We start from the raw sequence: 21,823 nt of genomic DNA, 5'->3' as shown, positions 1-21,823 counted from the left end.
GCTGGTATGTGATAGACGAAAATTTGTCTCATCATAATCGTCTCTCATTTGGCATGGCAGCCTACAGTTGTACAACGTTTGACACCGCTAAATACGGTTACGAAGTGCTGAAGATTTTGTTTGCTCGATTTGAGTGCACAGGCTGATCAGCTTGAAAATTGAGTATACTGCCGGCTCCGATCGTTCAGGGGATAGCTTTGGGAGCGACGAAGGTCTTGCCAAGTTGTTTGTCATTGGTTGCAAGGGGGCGTGGTTGCTGCTTTTTCAAGCAGTCATTTCTGCAGTGTAGTCGGACCACAGGCAAAAGGCATCTGCACTGGCGTGGCGCCAGGAGCGGGCTGAGAGTTTATCGGCGGGGACGAAAGATGGTGTTTATCTGATCGTGGGTTGGCAGTAAGCGTCGCGCTTGATGCGGCGATTTGAACCGCCCAAATATCTTCTTCCGTTTTCGCGTTGGCCTATGCGACCCTTCGAGGGCGTTATTCAGGCCTTTATGGGCTCGATGATCCGCATCTGGTGAAAGGTTTTGTATTGGCTTGATGTGCGCAACTTATCCGTCACGACGACGCGTGGCTGACCGAATTGCCTCACCAATCTGGAGAAAAAGCGCTTGGCAGCCTTGGTGTTGCGGCGAGCTTGAACCAGAATGTCGAGTACGTCACCATCGGCATCAATGGCTCGCCATAGCCAGAATCTCTTTCCCCTGATCGTGATGACGGCTTCATCGATTTGCCACTTGTCTTTTGGCTTTGGTCGGTCCCTACGGACACAGTCGGCAAAATGGCGGCCAAATCGATTAGAGCGTTTCCCTTTCAAGTTGGATCGTCTCCGCACGAGTTGAAGTAATTCTGAGCCTCTTGCGGTTCGACCAGATCAATCAACTTGCCGATGCGATCCCAAAGCCCAGTGACTGTTCTCTCGGCAGCCTTTCGTAAAAGCGCCTTCAGCTTAGAGAAGGCCTTTTCGATGGGGTTGAAGTCTGGGCTGTAGGGCGGAAGGAACATCATTGTCGCGCCGACCGCCTCGATCAACTCCCTTGCTGCGGGCCGTTTGTGGCTGGACAGATTATCAAGGATAACAACGTCACCTGGTTTCAATGTAGGAACCAAAACCTGAGCGACATACGCCTCGAACCAGTCACCGTTGATGGGGCCGTCGATGACAAGTGGCGCGACCATTCCCGTGTTGCGCAGCCCCGCAATCAATGTGGTCGTCTTGCGATGACCGTGAGGAAAACCCATCCGCAACCGCTCACCTTTGCGGCATCGCCCATGACTACGGGCCATATTGCTCGCCGTCCAGGTCTCATCGATGAACACGAGCCGCTCTGGATCGAGATCGAGTTGCTCCTCAAACCAGCATTGCCGCTTTTCCAGAACGTCCGGACCGCTTTGCTCTACCGCATGCCCAGTCTTTTTTTGCGCGTTTGTTCGTGCCGGACAAGAAAGCGATGCAATGCCGACTTGCTGATTACGATGCCTTGGGCAGCCAAGTCATTGCGGAGTTCGAAAAGGGTGCCATCCCGGTGCGTGCCGAGCCAGGTCATGATCAAATCGGCATGGGCTTCTGTTTTGTAGGAATTGCGGTCACCGCCCAGTGGACCGGGTCGAACATTTCCCTGCTGGAGTTGCAGGTTACGCCAACGGCTAACGCTGGCTGCGCTCACACCGAAACGCTCAGCAGCCTCTCGATGCGATGCGCCGCCGTCAACGGCGGCAAGGACACGTATGCGAAGATCAATGGAAAGGGCTCGCGACATATCTGCCGACCTCCATCGGCAGATAGCTTGAAACAGAAAGTCACCGATTTGCAAAGCCATCCGATTCAATCAGTCAGGGAAACGCTCTGATCCAGACGCGAACTGTTTCCCAGCTGACAAGCACGCCACGCTCAGCAAGAACATCTTCCACATCCGCTGTGCTCAACGCTAATCGGTGATAGGTCCAGACAGCATACGCAACAATCTCACGCGGAAAACGAAACCCCTTCAACCGGGGAAAGGAGCTGGGTAATTTCATCGCGTATTGATAGCCCAAACGCACAGCTCAAACAACTTGCCAATACCCTGTTGAACCGGTCATAGACCGAATAGATAACTGCTGCTACCGTGTCGCTTTCAAGCTTTACCACTTTTGCAACCGCTGATGTGCGCGTGTAATCGGCATTGCCCATCCGGAAGCTGAAACTCAAATCTTGACTTGGTTCCGACAACTCTTGTTCCATATCCCCTAAACACGGTAAAAATGGCTCAGTGCACAATTCACTTGCTGTCGGCCGTTTGTGGCTGGATAGATTATCGAGCATGAAGCGTCGCATCTTGAACTTGCTAAAACAAGAGTCGTAGCCGCCCGCAATTCCAACGTGTCCCATGAAACAGAGAATGGGTTGAACTACCTGACCGTAATTTGATACCTGCAACGACGCCATGTGTAACAGTATCTTCTTAGATTGTATCGGTACTAACTCTTATGTCTGAGTAAGCATTGTTGCTAACCGTGGATTGGACACCCAACAGTGTTGTGAATCCGACTTCGTACGCTAGCGACACTATTACGTCAATTGACCTTAGAACCGCTCTGCTTTTTGGACAAATAAATAGTATTCTGCTGGACTAAGCAGGGTACCACAGGAGCCATATCTTGAAACGTTCTAAACTTTGTACAATGTCCATGTTGCAGAGATGCTCTTTACCAGCCGCAATGATCGTCTGCGGGGCGGTATTGGCATGGGTGGTTCGTATAACTGGAATGATGACAAGTATTCGATCTATGGAGAAGGTCTCGTCAATACCAGCGTCAACAATTTTGGGGACATTTATACACTTAAGGGCAATCGTGGCCTCCGTGTAAAGTAGTAAGCTGACGCTTCTAGACAAGCGACGCACCCCTTCCGTTGCTGCCGCGCTGCCCGTTCGAACTCAACATAACCCGGCTAGACGGACCTGGCCTTGTAGCGTTAGAGCGGATTTCGACCGTTATGAATCTATGAGGGTTCCCAAAAGAGCATGATTTTTGATTCAGAAACCATACTGGTAAAGGAGGCCAGTATGGATGAGTTAGCCTTTGTCGTACCGCTTATTGGCTGGTTAGTTTTGGTCACTGGTATTTATCTGGCATCCGCAATAGGCGACGCATCAGGGGTGAAAGACAATCGAAGCATTGTCATTGATGAAGTCGCAGCCTTTTTGCGTGGGCGTCACTGGTTTGCGCTTGCCACTTTCGCGGCGCTTTTCCTGCTGATTGATCGCATCAAGCCATGGCCTTTTTACTATCTGGAAAATCTGCCATCCGGCTATGGCGTTATGGTCGATGATCTGGGCCCGGCTCTCTTGTTTGGCGTGGTTTTCTATCTTGCACTTTCATTGTGGGATAAAGCCCGCGATGCCCGACCCAATTTCCTGTCCCAGCAAAATTTCAGACAGACATGTTTCCGAAAATCGCCTTGTGGCTTTCGGAGTGCATTCTTATTCGTTGCTGCGCTGTTCCACAGCGTGGCTTTTCCGTTTACCCCATAATAGAAGGATTGGCCAAACCCTTTTGGGTGGCCTTTACATTCCATGATTTTCGAATGGATGTCCGATCCAGCCGCCTGGGCAGGCCTTGCCACGCTGATCGTGCTTGAGATCGTTCTTGGTATTGATAATCTGGTCTTTATCGCCATTCTGGCCGATAAATTGCCTGAGCATCAGCGTGAGCGCGCCCGACTGATCGGTCTGAGCCTCGCGTTGATTATGCGTCTTGGCTTGCTCGCTTCTATCGCCTGGATTGTCACGCTGACAGCGCCATTGTTCTCAGTTGCTGGCTTGGAAATATCAGGGCGCGATCTGATCTTGCTTTTTGGTGGTGCCTTCCTTCTGTTTAAAGGGACGATGGAACTGCATGAGCGGCTGGAAGGGCATACCGGTCATAAAAGCGGTAAGATTGAACATGCTATGTTCTGGCAGGTGCTTGTTCAGATCGTGGTACTTGATGCCGTTTTCTCGCTTGATAGTGTCATCACAGCTGTTGGCATGGTTGATGATCTTTCGGTGATGATGATCGCGGTTATTGTCGCTGTTGGCGTGATGCTGATTGCATCCAAGCCATTGATGGCTTTTGTTTCCAAGCATCCCACGGTTGTTATTCTCTGCCTCGGCTTCCTGATGATGATCGGCTTTTCGCTGATCGTTGAAGGTCTTGGTTTCCACATTCCGAAGGGCTATCTTTATGCGGCTATTGGTTTCTCGGTGCTGATTGAGGCCTTCAATCAGTTAGGCCGACGCAACCGTGAGCGCTTTATGAGCACAGTTGATATGCGGGAGCGCACAGCCAATGCGGTGCTTTCGCTGCTTGGTCGCCGCCACGGCGATGCTTCCCTTGGTGAAGCAGCAGATGTGATTGCGGAACGCGCTACCGAAGGCGAATTGTTTACGTCCGTTGAGCATGAGATGATTGAAAGCGTACTGGCGCTGGCAGATCGTCCTGCAAAATCGGTTATGACGCCCGCACCTGACATTGACTGGCTGGATATGGAAGACAATCAGGATGAACTACGCCGCCAAGTGCTGTCGTCCAGTCATTCCCGTTTTCCGGTTGCCAAAGGGGGTCTCGACAACTTTGTCGGCGTAGCGATCGCAGGCGACATCCTCCGCGATCTTGTTGAAACTGGAACGATCGACTTCAGCCGGTTAATGCGCCAGCCTCTGGTGGTTCACGAAAGCATTAGCGCATTGCGGCTTCTCGAACATTTACGCCAGTCGCCTTTGCAAGTTGCTATCGTGCTTGATGAGCATGGGTCGGTGGAAGGCATGGTCACGCCAACCGATCTTCTTGAAGCCATTGCCGGTGAGTTTGCTGACGATGACGAAGATCAGTTGACCGTTATTCATGAAGAAGATGGCGCACTCCTAGTCGATGGATGGATCGACATCCGCCATGTTTCTCGCCTCCTTGAGATAGATCTCGTTGACGACACAGATCGCTATTCTACGCTTGCAGGCTTGATGCTCTGGCAGTTGGGGCATTTGCCTCAACCACGAGAAACTGTGCATCTTGGAGAATTGATCTATGAAGTCGTGAGCTTAGATGGTCGCAGCATCGAAAAAGTTCGCATCCGAAAACTAAGTCTGGAGTGAAGAAACGGAATGGCTGGTTGAGGGGTATTAAGCCTCTGACAGCTGGAATGGTTAGCGGTGGTTGCAGGAATGTAACCATCACCACGTGACATAGATTTTTAGAGAAAGAGGCTGCGCTGGATTTAACGGAGATCGTTTGGGTTAAGTTACGCGGCCATGGCTGGTTCGTCCAGCACGGCATATATCGTTCGTCGGCCTCGGCGGGCGGAATGTTTCCGATAGCCTCGAAAAGGCGGCAGTTGTTGAACCAGTCGACCTATTCGAGCGTGGCGAACTCACCGCTTCGACGTTGCGCCATGGTCCTCGTCGATGGATGACTTCTGCTTTGTAAAAGGCCGTTGATCGTTTCAGCGAGAGCGTTGTCGTGACCGTCACCGACGCTTCTGATAGACGGCTCTATGCCTGCCTCCGCCAGTCGCTCGGAATACTTGATTGACACGAATTGCACGCCTCTATCGGAATGGTGGATGAGCTCGCCGCGATAGATTGGCCGCCGATCATGAAGTGCCTGGTCCAGAGCGTCCAAGACGAAACCTATATGGGCTGTCCGGCTCGCTCGCCAACCGCCGATGCGGCGAGCGAAGGCATCAATGACGAATGCGACATAAACGAAGCCCTGCCAGCTCGCCATGTATGTGAGGTCCGAAAGTGAGAGCATATTCGGTGCTGGAGCCTTGAAGTCGCAACTGACGTGGTCGAGGGGATAGGAGCAGAGGTGTTCGCCGTCGTGGTTTTGACAGGCTTGCCGGGAATGATGCCCTGAAGCCCCATCATTCTCATGAGCCTTGAACAGTGCAGCGAGCGATATCCAAGCCTTCGCGCTGCAACTGTCGCAAGACTTTTCGTTCGCGGGCCCATAGGCGGCCCACGTCCGTGCGCTTGACGATAACCGCATAATAGGTTGACGGGGCAATCGGGAGCCTGCAGATCGGCTCGTCTCCGAGCACCGAGCGATGTTCGTCGATGAAGGAGACCATCGCGTCAGTGGGCGGTCGAGCTCCGCCTAGGTGAAATACGCCGCGTCACTTGGCAAACCTGCACGTTAGCCGCTATCGATGATATTGCCGCCCAGCGCGATGAATGCTCGGTTTCATGTTCCGTTACCATCAATACGGCACGAGCACGGACTGCAGGATAGAATTTGTTCGTCGTCTGGCTTGTCATAGACCCCACATCTCACCGGTTGGGGTCTCCGGTAAATCCGGGGCGGTTCAAAAGTCAGATCTACGCCTGCCAGGGAATCGGTGCCGGTTGCAACTCATTTGCGTTGTTTTTGATGCGGGTGGAGCTGATGAGGCCGCCAATCAAACGGATTCTCGTAATATCCGTGGCCAACGCCGCGGTGATAAGTATTTGCCTTGCGTAGCAACAATGCAGCCGCACCACATCAGCCGCTGTGCTCAATCTTTATATAGTTGGGTTCCTTGACTATGGAGTGGCGCGGACTGTGGAGCCAAGCAATGTGTGACTGTGAGCGTTCGTATCGATACGAGCCCCAATTTTCCAGCGCGCATGAAAGTGCCGGATTGTTATAAGGGAGTCAGTGCCACAGGCGATTGAACTGTATACAACTTGAAAGGACTGGTTACGGCCGAAAGCTTCCAACAATTGAACGCGCAGAAGCGGAACGGCATTTAATGGCATTTTTACGTGGTGCCCGACTGTAAACCACACGATGAATACAAAACGTTTGCAGTTTTTCTTGCTCAGTGTCTTTCACGTGGTGATCGGTTCAGGCACCGCGCTTCGGCGAACATTGCCATAGATGAGGTCATTGCGCATCTGGTCTTAGGACTTGTCATCACCGTCATCGTAGCATTTGGGGCCCTGATCCGAAAGGTTGAAAGCACCCAAATCCATTCACAAGATTGCCCTGTAACGGTACGACACTTATGTCGGATTTCCTGAAGTGTGTAAATCGACAGCCTAAGTCTACCGAAAGCATACCTGACATGATCAAGCGCGGTTATTTGAACCACAAACGAAAAAGCATCCTAAAATCCGGCATTTGCCTGAATTCGGTTTTGTGGGCCGTTTTGTTCAGTCATGCTGCTTTGGCCCAGGAGCGTAGAGAGGGCACCCCTTCCGGATCCTATGTGACAGCCCGCGAGCCCGTGAATACGACGATTTGGCTGAACGACGCCGAATATCTCGCAAACTGGGGGCTTAAACTCACCGGCTTTCATGCAGCTTATACTGCTGGCGCGTATGGTCAGGGCATTAAAGTCGGCGTGCTCGATGATGGAACCTGGGCAGGACACGCCGAATTTAGCATGCGCAATAACCTGGAGAGGTTCGACGACCCATTTGAGGCAAACGGGGTTCCCACGATCGGACCCTCAGGAACCTTGAATAATCACGGTCTACACGTTGCTGGAATAATTGCAGCAAACCGTGATGGTCACGGAATGCATGGTGGAGCATTTCAGTCGACCCTGTATGCTGGTGTGGGCGCTCATGTGGGCTCGAGGCTGACGCAACCTGGCGCCGCCCAGGCTATCATTTCGAGTGGTGTTGCTTTCGTGAACAACAGCTGGGGGAATGATTACGAGAGAGACTTAAGCCACCTATTTCCCGGCTTGCCAACTGAACCAATATCTAAGTACGAGATCCCGTTTACTATTGATGCCGACGGAAGCGCTCAAATATCGCAACACGGTCCAGATATCTTCACATCAAATAAGGTCTCCACGCATTTACTTTCCGGAAGTAGGGTGATGCTGGAGACTATGCTGGATGTTGCCCGTTCTGGCATCGTAAATGTGTTTTCGACCGGCAATGATCCGCATGCCAACAATCTATTCAGAGGCGTGTCACCTGGACCACTGACCGTCACTTTACCGAATGTGCTGGCGAATGGGGCATCGTTACTGGAGCAGAGTGTCTCTCCCGTTGGTGAGCGCTATATGAGGTTACAGGCCCGCTTCAGTTTGATCAGCAACTTATCTCTCGATACGACGGCAAAGCTTGCTGCTTTCAGAAGTCTCGCGGACGAGGTCGATGGACTGGACACTGTGGCCAAAAGCGACGCGCGAATAATCCGGTTCGCTGATCACTTGCGGCTTCTTGTCGAACCTGCTGAAGGTGCGAATACCGGTTTTGAAAGACTCCAGCAGCTTCAGCTGGACGCGGGTTGGAAAGATGCTGATTCTGCAGCACTTCGGCCGTTGAAAGCACTACAGGCCAGTTTCACGAGCAGAGTTTCGATTACGGAGAGCGATGTCGAAGACTACCTCACTGACGCAAAAGATCGCCTCGACAACATGGATTCCCAGTCTAGGCTCCATCCGTCGGTTGTCGCGTTTCAAACGGAATTGGCAAACCTTGAGGCAGCAGGTGACCTTTACCGAGCAGGAAAGTTCGAGCCCGGACCCGAAGACCGGGAGTTCCTGACGAGTGTACGCACACAAGACGATTTTCGGGAGATAGAGAAACGCTGGTTGGCGGTGACAAATCTCAGCAATGATGAGCGTATCACCTCGAACTCACTGATATGCGGTCCGGCGAAGTACTACTGCATCTCTGCGCCTGGTGGTTCGTATTCGCAATCGGCACAGGCCGAAGACATTGGTACCCCAGCAGTTCCTTCAGGCTTTGTCACCTTTGATCAGCATGGTGCCGTACTAGGAGATAAGGTTCGACCAGTCGACTACCAGATATTCAGCCTAGGTATCACCAGCAATGCGCCTTCTGGAAGTTCAAATCACCAGATCAAGGAAGCCGCGGTTTCTGCCTACCAGATGTTGGGCGGCACATCGATGGCAGCGCCACACGCTACTGCAGGATTGGCAGTCGTACAATCACGCTTCCCCTACCTCGATAATTCCCAGGTCAGGGATACAGTACTCTCAACGGCCAAGGACCTTGGCGCTCCTGGTATTGACCGGGTCTATGGCTGGGGCCTGTTAGATGTTGAGAAAGCTATGGGTGGCCCCGCGCAGTTATGGCAGTTGAAAAAAGATTATGATCTAACATTCGCAGAAGAGCGTGCTGCGGAAAAATATAATTCCATTGTTGCGAAGGCCGATTTTCTGTCACGGGATTTGCCGCGGATCATCAGCCAGGTCAACAGTGAAACAGCACCACTTATTGCGGCCCATACGGAACTGGCGTCAAGGATTAACGACACGATTGCCGAGGCCAGAGCGGCTGAAGCCCGCGCACTGTCGGCGCGTGATCAGTCGCAGCTCGATGACGCTCGGACTCAGGCTACGCTTGCCCAGACGAAATTTTCAGAAGCTCAAACATTGATAGATGAGGCAGGGAAAATTGCAGCGGAAGTTCAGCGAAAAGCAGCCGCCGGACAAGAGGCACAAAACCGCGCACGGACGGCTGAACTGACTCGCGATCATCCCAACGAGCCCGAAGATACGACTGCTTCGGCGTTCGACTATTATGACTTTCGTGTTGATCTTCCGGGGGCACGAACCGAACATTGCGATTCGGAAGCCTGTGTCGCGGACTATTGGACCAACGACATTTCCGGTCCAGGCGGACTGACGAAGCTGGGCAAGGGCGCGTTGGCCCTCGTCGGAGACAATACCTATGAAGGTGGAACCCGCATTGATGGCGGCGTTCTGCAGCTTGGTATGGGTGGGACGAGTGGCAGTGTGCAGGGCAACATCCTCAATAACTCGGTCATGGCATTTCATCGATCAGATGAGTGGGTGTTTCACGATGTTATCAGCGGGACGGGTTCAGTTGGTGTTTATGGCGGCACGCTACGTTTGACCGGTGCCAACATCTACAGCGGTGACACGACTGTGTCCGGCGGAGCCTTGGCGATTGACGGCAGCATTGCATCCACGGTGAATGTCAGGAAAGGTGGTAGACTGGGCGGAACAGGACGTCTCGGTGCTCTAAATGTGAATGAAGGCGGCGTGGTCGCACCAGGGAATTCTGTTGGGACATTAAAGGTCGTTGGCGATGCCCGTTTTGAACGGGGCAGCATTTTTGAAGTTGAGATTGCACCTGATAAAAGTAGCGCCGACCGACTGGAAGTGAACGGTACAGCCACACTGCTTGGTGGAACAGTTGCTGTCCGTATGGAAGGTGATACATACCTGCTGGACCAGATTACAACAGAAGGGTTATTTTCTCACCGGTTTGACATCCTCACTGCGGGAAATGGCGTAACGGGTCGCTTCGAAGGCGTGACGCCCCAATACAATTACATCACCGCTCAGCTCGACTATGCTGACCAACACAAGGTAATGCTTCATTTCGATTTGACTGAGGAGGCCAAATCGGAAGACGCAAGGAGACTGCAGGCAGAGCTGGATGAACGGCAGCGCGAACTGGGCGCTCTGGTCGATGAAGGGGGTGGGGCGGTTGAAGAGGCTCCCGTCTCGCCGCTCCCCGGGAGTGATTCAACCGACCAAACAGCGGCCGCTTCGCAGACGCAGGCGGTGCTGACCGAGCCGCTGGCGGATCTCGCCACTTCTCATCAGGGTTCTGAGGCCGAGCCTTCTGTTTCTCAGCCGGTTGGTGAAACTGACGTTATCCAATCCACAGCGGAACTGCCAGCCATTCCAGTTGAGGCAATTGACGAACTTTCCGACCGACCCACGGCCACACCGATCACAGAAGACAAGATGCAGCCGCTGGTGGAAGCGGCTTCCCAGGCCGACACAATCTCGGAGCTGGAAGCTGATATAGAGCGCAGAAAGCTGGAACTGTTCGAACTGCGCTTTCGCGAACTCGACCTCTTCGACGTAACCACACCAAATCAAGAGGCAGTGGGTGAAGGTGTGAAGTCTCTGGGGCTGAACGACGACAATCCGCTTGTTGGCAGGTTGCTAAGATCCAAGCTGGGGGAACGAGCCAATTTCGATAGCTTGAGCGGTGAAGTGCATGCGACCCTGGCAGGCGTTCTGGCGGCAGGCGGCAATCATGCCTCCCGGGCGGTCCTCAACCGTCTGCATTCTGCTTTTAACGAAGTTGATACGTCGGCGAGAATTCCGACAATAGCTTTGCCGTTCGGCGAGATAACGGAAGTTGAGCAATCAGGTCGCAGCCCGTTCAGCGCGATTGAAACTACGCGCGCGCGCCCGTCAGCCTGGGGCCAAGCTTATGGCGGACAGCTCAACACTGACAGCAACGGTAACGCGACGGGTTATACCAGCAACACCGGAGGATTGGTTGCCGGTATCGACGGTCTTAATGAGGATTGGAGATTGGGATTGCTGCTGGGATATGGCAGTACCTCGTTGGAGACCGGGCAGGGCTGGGCGTCAGCTGACAGTCACCGTTTCGGCATTTATGGTGGCACCCAAATGGGGGTACTTTCTGTGCGGCTTGGTGCGAATGTCGCTTGGCACCAGATTGAGACTGTTCGTCAGGCGTATTGGTTCGGTCTCACAGAGACGAACGACGCCGCTTACGCAGCCCGATCAATTGAACTGTACGGCGAACTCGGATATCGCCTTGACACCTCTTATACTACTTTCGAGCCGTTCCTCGGGATTGCACATGTTCATCTGGAAACGGAAGCCTTCAAGGAGTCGGGCGCTATCACAGGACTTTCAAGCAGTTCGGATAGTAATGGTCTCACAGCTACAACAGCCGGGCTTCGTGCGTCGCATGAATTCCTGTCCAGCGATGCGGCGACATTGACCGCACGCGGAATGATCGGCTGGACACATTATTTCGGTAAAACCACGCCTCAAACTACCGTTGGCTTTGGAGGTGGCGAAAAATTCGCCATCCACGGACTGCCGGTTGCGCGAGACGCGATCGACGTTGAACTGGGCCTCGATATAGGTCTTTCCAAAGCAACTAGCATTGGGATCAGCTACACAGGCCAATTCTCGGGACGAGCTGTAAGCAGTGGAGGGATGGCAGACCTTCGGATCAAATTCTGAAAATGCCACGCGCGAGCAGCGGGACAGCAGAGCTCCTAGGACGTGCACTCATAAATAGGCTAGTTATTTGAATGGATTGGTGATTCAAATAACCTCAAAACTGGGGGTGTTTGATGTCACGTCGTCGTTATGAATTGACAGAACGCGAATGGTCGATTATTGCGCCGCTGTTACCGTGCAAACCTCGTGGCGTGCCACGCGTTGATGATCACATGGTACTCAATGGCGTGCTGTGGCGCTTTCGCACCGGATCGTCATGGTCCGAAATCCCTGAACGCTATGGTATAGCAACGACCTGCTATAACCGATTTGTTCGATGGTGTCGTGCCGGTGTCTGGGATAGGCTGCTGGAAGCTGTTCAGAGGCCTATGACGGCGATATCGTGATGATCGACAGCACCTGTGTTCGTGTTCACCACCATGGAACAACAAGGAAAAAAGGGGATGCCGACGATGTTTGCATGGGACGTTCCCGTGGCGGCCTCACAAGCAAAATCCACGCAATTGTTGATGCAGAAAGCCGTCCGATCAATCTTGGCCTGACGGGCGGTCAGGTTGCTGACTGTTGACAGGCAGAGGCTCATAGAACGCATCAAATAGGCGGCGCACTGCTCGCTGACAAAGCTTACGATACCGATAGCATCAGGAAGAAAGCCGCAGAACGAAATGCATGGGCAAACATTCCACCCAAATCCAACCGCCGAGATATCTTCGCGTGCTCGCCATGGGTTTATCGTCAGAGAAATCTGGTCGAGCGCTTCTTTAACCGCATCAAACACTATCGTGGCATCGCAACGCATTACGACAAAAACCCGGCCAACTTCCTCGCAGCTGTCAAACTGATCGCCGTGCGCATCTGGTGCACCAGTTTATGAGCCTACGACGTAAGCTACAGGGTGTTGATTGCCGCTAAGAAGTGACCCAAGGGGGGTGCGGACGAAAACTTGGACTATCATGGAGGGAGTTCATGTATTCCTACGAAGATCGGGTGCGAGCCGTTGCGCTTTACATCAAGCTTGGCAAACGCCCGAAAGCGACTATTCGGCAGTTGGGCTATCCAAGCAAGAATGCTTTGAAGGGCTGGTACCTGGAATATGAGCACCACTTGATCTGCGTTTAGGATTTGCGCCCCGAGCCCCGCCTCACAGTCCCGATTTCAATCCAATAGAGATGGCATTCTCAAAACTAAAAGCAAATCTGCGTGCAAAAGCCGAACGCACGGTCGAAGCTCTATGGATGCCGTTGGCCAAGTCATGCGACAGCATCGTTCTCGCGATCTAAAGTCATTGCGGTCCCCGCCACCGGAAGGGAACTACCGAATACGGACGCCGCCAAAATTTGAGGGAAGTTTATGGACTCAGATCAATCAAGTACCATGTGTCCTTGAAATAATCATTCAGGCTTCTCAACGGTTGCGCCCGCCGCCCTCAGACCCACCGCAATGCTGTCAATGACATCTTCAGAGACGTTGTTGTGACGGAAATCGAAATAAAGGTGGCTCTCGTAATTAGGGCGAAGCTCGTGGAGTTTTAAAAGCCATGCGCGCGCTTCTTCCAAACGGCCGCACCTCGAATAGGTAATGGTGCGGATCAACGGAACAAGATAGTAGTCGGATACGCCTACACGTTCGATGAACTTGATGGCACTATCGCAGTCACCCATAAAGTAGGCCCTGTAGGCAAGCGACAGGAAAGCCAGACCCACTTCTTCTTTTGTCTGCTCAATTCCGCTTTCGACAAGTCTCAATCCTTCCTCGACCCGACCGATATTCATGAACGCATTTCCGATACGGATTTTCAAATGAGGATCCCTGTACTGATCAAGAATCCGATGCGCAATTGCGGTGAAAGCCGGCAAGTTCTTACTGTTATACATTTGATACATCGCCGCCTGTTCGGCGAGCAGCGACTGTGGCGCAAGCATTTTGGATTGGGTGGCTGCGTGATCGAGTTTTGCAGCAAAGCTTGATGTATCTTCCCCAAATGACGCAGTCCGGCGCCCCATGCGATAATAGATCTGCGCCAAAACCGCCCATGCTTCGGCATTATTTGGTTGCTGTTCTACGGTTTGCTCAAGACAGTCCATGACATCTTTCTGAAAGACCGAATGATAGATGAGAGCCAGCCGCTGGGGTTTCGTCAAACATCCGCGCTGATCGGTCGTTCCATCATACAAAATACCGATGATAGTGGGTATTGCGCCCTCCATGCCAAGTACCTTTCCCGCAAGATAGTCTACCGTACTGTCAATTGTCGCGTTAGCCGCCAAAAACTCCTCGGACGCCCAGGCAACTTCCCTGGACCTAAAATCATCCAATTGCCACACAATCGAAAGTTGCTGGTTAGCCTCTCTGACATGGGCATTGAGAACAAACACGTCGCTGTTCGTTTCTGCACCCACTATTTTATCGTCATTTCCGTCGCGTCCGTCAACAATCCTGGCATTACCGTAGCCCTTAAGGTGAGAGACCAGGAGTTCGGTCAGACCCTGCGCCATATGGGCCGCAGCTGGCAATTCTGAATAGGACGTCACAGGCGCCACCACCAACACCGGTTGCCCGCCAGCATTGATGACGGCTTTGTTTTCTAAAACGGCATAATAAATTACCAGCGCTGAGACGGTGATTAAAAGAAGAATGGCAAGTAAGGCTGATAAGAGCCGTACGCTCACAGGAATACGGCTCTTTGCCGGAGGCGCGTAGACACTAACATCCGCCCTTGGCGCTGAGATCACCTCAGAAACATGAACCGTCTTGGTCGGCAATTGCGTGAAGACCGGGACATAACGCCCCTTTGGCAAGGTGATCCGAACACCAGTTTCGTTGGCACTTACATTGTTGTAGCGATCAAGAGCGGAACGAAGCCGGTTGGCACTTGTGCGCACAATAGGATCCAGCGAGGCGTCGAAATCGTTCTTGCGACCGAACACCTCAACAGCAATCGAGTAAGATTTTATTCGATCTGCGCGTCCTTCCAGTGTTTCACTGACAATGTAAGATAGAAAAGCCCGCATACGTTCGGCATTGGCGAATGGCTCAGAGGCAAAAATGTTTGATAACTCACGATTGATTGACGCAATATCGATCTCAGGACGATCACGACTACTCATTATTAGCGAACTCCAGGGCGAAGCGGAACTACAAATTATCACTTCTATTATTGTTGGGAAAGTATTCGTCCTCGCAAAAGATTCTATAAAGGCTTATATGGAACCGAGCAAAACTGACCTGCCTGGCTCAGGAAAGAACAAGATGAACTACCGATTGTGAAGTGCTTCGAGCATAATTTCCCTTGAGTTCGACGTATTTAGCAGCCTTTACTCCAGCCAAAACGATCGGAGACAACCGGTGTCTCCATAAGTTTTGTGTGCCCACGAACGCGGTCTGATAAGCACAAAGTATTTAACTGCGGCTAATGGAAAGTTTCAGATAGAGACAACCTATTCGATAACGTAACATACGCTATGACAGGCCTATTTTGAAACTCGGGGAAGGGTGATCTTGCGGATCAATCAATTGCCGCGAGTGCGTCTGCCAGCCCGGCCAGCGGAGCGTTAAGCTGGACCCTCCCTTTTGAAGCGGAGGAATAGCTGATTTTAACTACGGATTCCTTCTTGATTTGCTCACGCATTACTCGCCCCACAGGAAGAAACGCCATACATAGCATCTGGTCGCAGCCAGTGATCTTTACGTCGACAGGAGCTCTTGCTTCAGCGACATTGAACGTGACTGGCTCATCAGCGACTGTGTCATGTCGAAGCCGCATGATCATTGTCGGATCTCCATCCTTTGTCGCAGACAGCGACCAGCTGAAAATCATATCGCCGCTTTCATCGACAATTGATTGACTCACATTGCAGATCCTTTGCATCGAAACGAGATCTTCATCGCAGATCAGCGTCCAGTTTTCGAAGGGTCGGATAACCCGCTGGTAGTTGCCCAGTGTCGACTGTGGCGGAATGACTACCTCTGAAGGCTTGACCGTATAGGACTGCGCTGCTGCCGTGCCGTCTGCGAGAAGCGAAATCGCCAAGGTTGCCGGAATGAGGTAACTCAATGTCTGCGAGCGAACACGCATGGAGGTTTCCTTAATTGAGTGTGATGCTAACACCGGCACCTACCCCGAACTGTCCAGCGCTCGTGACCCCGGTCACATTTGCGCGGAGATTTCCTGTTTCACTCGTATATCCCACCCCGAAAGCAGCAGCACCTGCTCCACGCCAGGCCCCTGCACCCATCGCCACGCTCAGTTTGCCTGGGTTATCGTCAAATCGCAGGGATGATGCCGCCAGTCCAATGGCCGCGGCTCTACGCGCTTCCCCTCGAACCTCACTAATGCTCGAATTCAGGCGATTGAAGCCCTCATCAACCGCACCGGCGAGAGAGCCGACCGCTTCATTCACGTTGCGTTCGAGTGTCACGATGTCGCCCGAAATACCGGAAGCAACCTTGTCCGTATAATCCATAGAAGTTGAGAGCGTCTTGCCGCCAACTTGATCGGCGTAGCTCCGGCTCTCATTTATAACCGCAACCTTTGTCTGATCAGTGTGGGCACGAGCCTGTCGGGCGTATTCTGCGTCCTGAGCGTCGATTTCCTGTCGAGCTTCACTCAATTGCCGGAGGTTTACTGCATCCGTGGCATTCTTCGCATCAGCCACGTTTCCAATCACTACCGGAGCATTGGGATCACCCCCAAAAAGTGTGACCTTGTTTGCCCGGGTTCCATCAGCCTTCTTATCGTAGGTCAGGCTACCGGCCTGTAATTCGGCGAGGTCATCGACCCGATTGTTGACCGTGCCTATATTTCCGTCGAGCGCCGTCAAGGCCTCGCCCGTGTTGCCATAGCTTATTGGTGCCTGCTTCACTCCGTCGGCGCTTATTGCCGCCACCTGGTAAGAAGGTGCGTTAACGGTTCCATCGGGATTCACCGACGCCCCGCCGCCGAGAGCAGCGGCGGCAGACTGTGACGCCGCCGCAATGCGACCTGCTACTGTCTCGTTGGCACCAATCCCGACAAGTTGTGCTTCGGCCTTCTGCGCCAGCGTCAGCGCATCATCCGCCGTCTCCTGCGCATTACCGGCAGCTCCAAGTGCTGCATTCGCCGTGTTCTGTGCCGCATGCGCCTCATCGTTGACCGCTTCCAACTGACTGAGATTGACTGCATCCGTTTCGTTGACACCCGCCGACACATTAGCGATGCGGTTCGTATCAGAGGCGAGCCGTTTAGCATTGAACGCGCCCTCCTGCTCATCCCACAGCAGGCTGTCCTCCGCCAAATCGTTGACACGATTATTGACGACACCAAGACTACCTTCCAACCCCTTAAGAGCATCACCCGCATTGTTGTAGATGGTCGGATTACCCGCAACCGTCCCGTCCGGTTCAATGGCGGCAATTGCGTAAGCAGGCGCGTTAACGGTACCATCGGGGTTGAGTGTCGCCCCACCGCCAAGTGCCGCAGCCACCGAGCTTCCCAACTCATCGAGCTGGCCGCGGTTCACCGCGTCGCTCGCGTTCACACCATCCGCAACCCCGGTTAAAGTCCGGTCGCGTGCGACGCTGGCAGGCGTTCCATCCTCATTAAACACCGGCGCTCCGTCAGGTCCCGTCACCGGCGTTCTGCCAGCAAAATTCACCTCTGTGGCATCCGATCCCGAGCCAATCTGGATCTGACCATCAGGATTCACATTCAACAGGGTAAAGGCTTCGTCAATCCGCTGATCAACCGTTTTCAACTGGCTTAGATTTACAGCATCCGTATCAGCAACACCGGCCGCAACATTAGCAATCCGTTGAGGCGCATCCCCCCGCTCCGCAGTAAACGAATTGTCTTCGTCACTCCACAGCAATGCGTTTTTATTCAGCTTTTCAATTGCTTCGCCTTGCTCGACGGCGATACCCGCCAAGTTGATTACATTCTCGCCGATGGCATCAAGCGCATCCCCGACATTGTTGTGCGTGGCGGAAGTGCCCACCGATGCATCATCCCCAATCGTCTGAACTGAATAACTCGGAAGAATTGCCGTGCCGTCTGCTCCAACAGCCGCGCCGCCGCCGAGTCCAGCCAAAGCGGTGACTCCCTTACGGTCAGCGTCGTTCGCTGCGGCCTGGGCTGCCTCCGCTGCGCCTTGCGCCGTCGCGGCCGCAGTCTGTGCGCCTTCTGCCGTAGTTTGTGCGGTGTTGGCGGCAGTCTGCGCTGCTTCCGCCGTACCCTGCGCCGTATTGGCTGCAGTCTGCGCAGCGTTGGCCGTACCTTGTGCTGCCGCAGCCGCAGTCTGTGCGCCTTCTGCCGTAGTTTGTGCGGTGTTGGCGGCGGTTTGGGCTGCTTGTGCAGCTCTCATGGCGCCCTCTGCCTCTTCGCCGAGCGCCTCGAGTTGGCTGACATTCACCGCATCGGTTGCAGCAACACCGGCGGCAACATTGGCGATCTGCTGTGGTGCCCCATCGCGTTCTGCTGTAAAGGCTCCTGCACCGTCGTCCCAGAGCAAAGCGTTCTGCTGAAGCGCCGCAATGTCTGTGCCTTGCTCGCCCACAGCGCCTGCCAGATTCACAATATTGTCGCCGATAGCGTCGAGCGCCCCGCCAACGTTGTTGTGGGTCGAGCCTGCTGGCGCAATTGTGCCATCCGCGTTGATAGTGGCGACCTCGTAGCTTGGGGCCGTTACCGTGCCGTCCGCTGCCACGCTGGCCCCGCCGCCAAGGCCCGCCAAACCGGCGGCGGCCTGCTGACCTGCGTCACCGATCCGTTCGCCAAGGGCGTGGAGCTGTCCGCCGTTTATAGCGTCGGTCGAACCTTCGGCAATGGCGCCATCAGCAACATTGGTGATCTTCTCACCCTTGGCGTCGAAAGCATGGACGCCTTCTGCGGGATTGTAGAGAATTGCACCCTCCCAAACTATGCCGAGCGCCTCATCCAGACCCTTCACCGCCATGTCCAGCGCGTCGACCGCGCCTAACAATGTCGTGGGTTGGGGCATAGAGGTTCCGACGCTAGAGAGGTCGAAAGGCGGCAGAACGAGATTGCCATTGCCATCGACCGAAGCGCCGGGGCCGACCGCGGCAAGCACGGATTCTGCCCCACCACCCCTTGGCAGATTGTCCAGTTGCGCTTGAAGTTTAGCGTCCTCGCTCGCGACGCGACCGGCGAGATTGTTGATTTCCGTATAAGCGGCAAACAGCTGCGAACCATTCACCGCGTCATAACTCGTCGCGTCAATCACGCCGGGCGCAACATTGATGATCTGTCGTGACTGGGCTGCGGTACCGACACTCACAACGCCGATTGCGTTTGATGCGGTCAAACCCTCCGGCAGAAAACGATAGGTCGTTCCATTCAACGTGAAAGGAGCCACTGTCCGGTGGCCACTCGTGGCAGCGTTGGCGCCTAGGGCGACACTGAAATCGTGGTTCGATGTGGCGGAGAGACCAATTGCAACGGAGTCGAGCGATTCTGCGCTTGATTTGGCACCGATCGCAAGCGTGTTGGCACCGCGGGTCGTTGCGCCAAAACCCAACGCTGTGGAATCAGCGCCTCGCGCAATGGTCGATCGTCCCACACCGACGGAATTGGGTCCAATGGACTGAGCAAAGCGGCCTATGGCGACTGAACTATCACCACGGGCAACTGAGCTCGCGCCAAAAGCCATAGAGCGATCTCCCCAGGACTGGGCGGCGGCACCGAAAGCCAATGCGTAGGGTGCAGTCGCATTTGTACTATTGCCGATGGCAGTAGCGAATTCCCCGCTGGACGTCGCCTGAAATCCCAATGCCACGCTGGCGTTGCCACTGGCATTCGTCGCATTTCCCAACGAGAGGCTTGAGCTCGAAGTCGCGCCGTCCGCGCCAATGCGGATCCCATTGCCGGTTGGGGCGGTAATGACGATACCGCCCAGCATAGTGATGGCACCCCCATTTACATGGAGTTCACCACCGAGACTCAGCGATTTCGCGCCCGAGGCCGCCTGACCAGCCCCTGTGCCATAAAAGAGAACGCGATTGGTCTGGGTGGCGGCGGTGCCTGGAGCGCAATTATTGTTCCGCTGGACCCTGAGAAGATTAGCAGCACTTCCTGCGGCGTCGCTGACGCCAAAGCCTGCGAGATCAGCACGAAGGTGGGTACAGCTGTCCGAACTGCCGCCATTAATATAGATGCCCTGCTGCTGCGCCATTGCGGGCGCGACGCCAGCAAGCCCGACCACCGCCACGGCACTGGCAACACCCAAGAGGCCCAGCCCCCGCGGAGACTTCATGCCCAGCACGCGACAGGACAGGCGCAACACCGCCATTAAGCGCCGGCGAGCTGACCGACAGTTGCACGGACCGCCCAGCCAGTTGATGACAAAATTCATTCGGGTATTTACCGTAGCGCTATTCGCTCGTCCTGACATGACTCTTTACCAATTGTCCCGCCCCCTACACCCTGCGGGTCGAAGAGCTCAAATAGCGTTCGAGGCCAATGAGAAACGAACGCAGCAGTCCGCCCGGCCTAACTTGAGTGCCGATCGTAAGCGAGAAACACTATCGCCACATGTATCATACTGTTATGTAGCGGTTACGCGCACCAGAACCTCGACCCATGAGGCTGTTGACTGACCCGCTCGTTTCTCAATCAGCTTGCACAACGCTGCGCGCACCCATCGGATCGGAAGCACGACTTACAGATGAACTTCGCTCGTCGCAAAGCTCTCTCCGGGCGATAACGGGAGACTACGGACGGCTTCGAAAACACCCATCGCCGAGCCTTTTAATTCCGGAACGGCGATATGATACCCCTGCACATGTGTCGCACCGGCATCTTTCGCGATCTCAAAGTGTTCCACGCTCTCCACCCCCTCGATAACGACTACGGGCGCCACGCAGGATGCAAATCCAACGATGTGCCGTAACGTGTTCGGGCCTGTCCGAAAACCGCGAACACGCCACAATAGGGATGCGTCGATCTTAATAATATCGGGTTCGAGATGCAGCAATTGTGTCGGGGAGAGGTAACCCGTACCAAAATCATCAATTGCAACCTTGCAATGGAGCTTTCTTGCCTCAGCAATAAGCTGATTGAGATGATGAGGGTCGAACACTGGCTGGGTCTCGGTCAATTCCAGAACGAGTCGCGATGCAAGTTCGCCCCGCCCTCCGATCAGAGACTTCATTTTTCGCCAGCCATCCGAACACTGCATCGTCTCGGCGGACAAATTACACCCAAGAACGGCACTCGGCATTATCTGCAAATCATCCAGAACAACCCCTAACATATGATGGTCAAAGCGAATGATGTTGCCACTGGCTTCGACTTGGGGGACAAAGGCACCAGCACTCAGGACTTTTCCACTGGCGGTCAAGAGGCGTGCCAGGCCTTCCTGGTATAGTTCCTCGTGTGATCCATCCACCGATCGGACCGGCTGATAGGCGCAACGAATCCAGTTGCAAGTAATCGCCGCGATCACATCTTTGGCGCCAGTTTTCCGAATGTTGTTACAGAGCATCTCGCGCCTCATGTAAGGTCGATGTAAACCAAGTCAGGTTCAAATTTCGTGGAATTTTTCGTGCGGGACCATTGCAATAAAAGAGCAGTGCCGGGGAGTATCATACCGATACGTAACGCAGGCGTTTAAGCCAAAACCATGGGCTTGGCCGACCCGAAACCGCGAATTCGGCCAACTCAGCGAGCATTGTTGGCGCATGATCTGCATGATCGTTCTGAGACAGGCTGTCTCGGGACATTGCGTTAAACAAGTTGCAATGATCACACGAGGTCTTCAAGCCGGAAGGTTACATCCCCCTCTGTAACCGTATCTTTCTTCTCTAAAATGCGTCTTTCCGCATTATGCATTTGAGCAGAAGGAACGAAAGAGTA

At 53.8% G+C, this 21,823-nt stretch carries 10 protein-coding genes, 6 pseudogenes and 1 other annotated feature; of the genes and pseudogenes, 7 read left to right on the top strand and 9 right to left on the bottom strand.

Going from position 1 to position 21,823, the window contains the following annotated elements; genetic code table 11:
- Nucleotides 1-264 precede the first annotated feature (264 nt).
- The 4 genes and pseudogenes from QBD00_RS12385 to QBD00_RS12370 form a co-directional block, all read right to left on the bottom strand.
- Nucleotides 265-798, bottom strand: a pseudogene (locus tag QBD00_RS12385) (IS6 family transposase); the annotation flags it as partial.
- A gap of 14 nt (nt 799-812) precedes the next feature.
- A protein-coding gene (locus QBD00_RS12380) for an IS630 family transposase (RefSeq protein ID WP_318579636.1) occupies nt 813-1,759 on the bottom strand; the annotation gives its coding sequence in 2 pieces (ribosomal slippage) (nt 813-1,420 and nt 1,420-1,759; 948 coding nt in all).
- 79 nt (nt 1,760-1,838) lie between these two features.
- Nucleotides 1,839-2,018, bottom strand: a pseudogene (locus QBD00_RS12375) (IS6 family transposase); the annotation flags it as partial.
- Nucleotides 1,966-2,427: a hypothetical protein gene (locus QBD00_RS12370; RefSeq protein ID WP_318579671.1), complete on the bottom strand. Its 462-nt coding sequence runs from the start codon at nt 2,425-2,427 to the stop codon at nt 1,966-1,968. The gene QBD00_RS12370 and the pseudogene QBD00_RS12375, both read right to left, overlap by 53 nt.
- 253 nt (nt 2,428-2,680) lie before the next feature.
- Here QBD00_RS12370 and QBD00_RS12365 point away from each other — a divergent pair, with 253 nt between their 5' ends.
- The 3 genes from QBD00_RS12365 (at nt 2,681) to QBD00_RS12355 (ending at nt 5,113) form a co-directional block, all read left to right on the top strand.
- A complete protein-coding gene (locus tag QBD00_RS12365) occupies nt 2,681-2,854 on the top strand; it encodes a hypothetical protein (protein WP_318579635.1) in 174 nt (57 codons plus the stop codon).
- Nucleotides 2,855-3,046: 192 nt separating this feature from the next.
- The gene (locus QBD00_RS12360) at nt 3,047-3,514 is read left to right on the top strand and encodes a phosphatidylglycerophosphatase A (protein ID WP_318579634.1); all 468 of its coding nucleotides are present in this window, start codon (nt 3,047-3,049) and stop codon (nt 3,512-3,514) included.
- Nucleotides 3,515-3,556: 42 nt separating this feature from the next.
- Nucleotides 3,557-5,113, top strand: a complete 1,557-nt coding sequence (locus QBD00_RS12355; protein WP_318579633.1) for a TerC family protein — start codon at nt 3,557-3,559, stop codon at nt 5,111-5,113.
- Between the two features lie 181 nt (nt 5,114-5,294).
- Here the strand turns inward: QBD00_RS12355 and QBD00_RS12350 are convergent.
- Nucleotides 5,295-6,277 (bottom strand): annotated as a pseudogene (locus tag QBD00_RS12350) (IS3 family transposase); the annotation flags it as partial.
- Nucleotides 6,019-6,132: a sequence feature (AL1L pseudoknot), on the bottom strand. It overlaps the preceding pseudogene by 114 nt.
- Before the next feature lie 788 nt (nt 6,278-7,065).
- On the opposite strand from QBD00_RS12350, the gene QBD00_RS12345 reads away from it, so the two are divergent.
- From QBD00_RS12345 to QBD00_RS12330, 4 genes and pseudogenes are all read left to right on the top strand, one after another.
- Nucleotides 7,066-11,976 (top strand): autotransporter domain-containing protein, encoded by a 4,911-nt coding sequence (locus tag QBD00_RS12345; RefSeq protein ID WP_318579632.1) that lies wholly within the window; start codon nt 7,066-7,068, stop codon nt 11,974-11,976.
- 113 nt (nt 11,977-12,089) lie between these two features.
- Nucleotides 12,090-12,850: pseudogene (locus QBD00_RS12340) on the top strand (IS5 family transposase).
- A gap of 92 nt (nt 12,851-12,942) precedes the next feature.
- A pseudogene (locus QBD00_RS12335) lies at nt 12,943-13,074 on the top strand (integrase); the annotation flags it as partial.
- Between the two features lie 38 nt (nt 13,075-13,112).
- Nucleotides 13,113-13,256: pseudogene (locus QBD00_RS12330) on the top strand (IS630 family transposase); the annotation flags it as partial.
- Nucleotides 13,257-13,367: 111 nt separating this feature from the next.
- Here the strand turns inward: QBD00_RS12330 and QBD00_RS12325 are convergent.
- The 4 genes from QBD00_RS12325 to QBD00_RS12310 all read right to left on the bottom strand — a co-directional run bounded on the left by QBD00_RS12325 (nt 13,368) and on the right by QBD00_RS12310 (nt 21,452).
- Nucleotides 13,368-14,987: a tetratricopeptide repeat protein gene (locus QBD00_RS12325; protein WP_318579631.1), complete on the bottom strand. Its 1,620-nt coding sequence runs from the start codon at nt 14,985-14,987 to the stop codon at nt 13,368-13,370.
- A gap of 494 nt (nt 14,988-15,481) precedes the next feature.
- Nucleotides 15,482-16,051, bottom strand: coding sequence for an invasion associated locus B family protein (locus QBD00_RS12320; protein ID WP_318579630.1), 570 nt, complete (start codon nt 16,049-16,051; stop codon nt 15,482-15,484).
- Between the two features lie 10 nt (nt 16,052-16,061).
- Nucleotides 16,062-20,222: a YadA-like family protein gene (locus QBD00_RS12315; protein ID WP_318579629.1), complete on the bottom strand. Its 4,161-nt coding sequence runs from the start codon at nt 20,220-20,222 to the stop codon at nt 16,062-16,064.
- 405 nt (nt 20,223-20,627) lie between these two features.
- Nucleotides 20,628-21,452 (bottom strand): EAL domain-containing protein, encoded by an 825-nt coding sequence (locus QBD00_RS12310; protein ID WP_318579628.1) that lies wholly within the window; start codon nt 21,450-21,452, stop codon nt 20,628-20,630.
- Between the last annotated feature and the right edge of the window lie 371 nt (nt 21,453-21,823).

This window comes from Ochrobactrum sp. AN78, from assembly GCF_029909885.1.
In the GTDB taxonomy this organism is placed as follows: domain Bacteria; phylum Pseudomonadota; class Alphaproteobacteria; order Rhizobiales; family Rhizobiaceae; genus Brucella; species Brucella quorumnocens.
The sequence above is the reverse complement of the archived record's forward strand: the minus strand, read 5'-3'. Positions and strand labels throughout refer to the sequence as shown.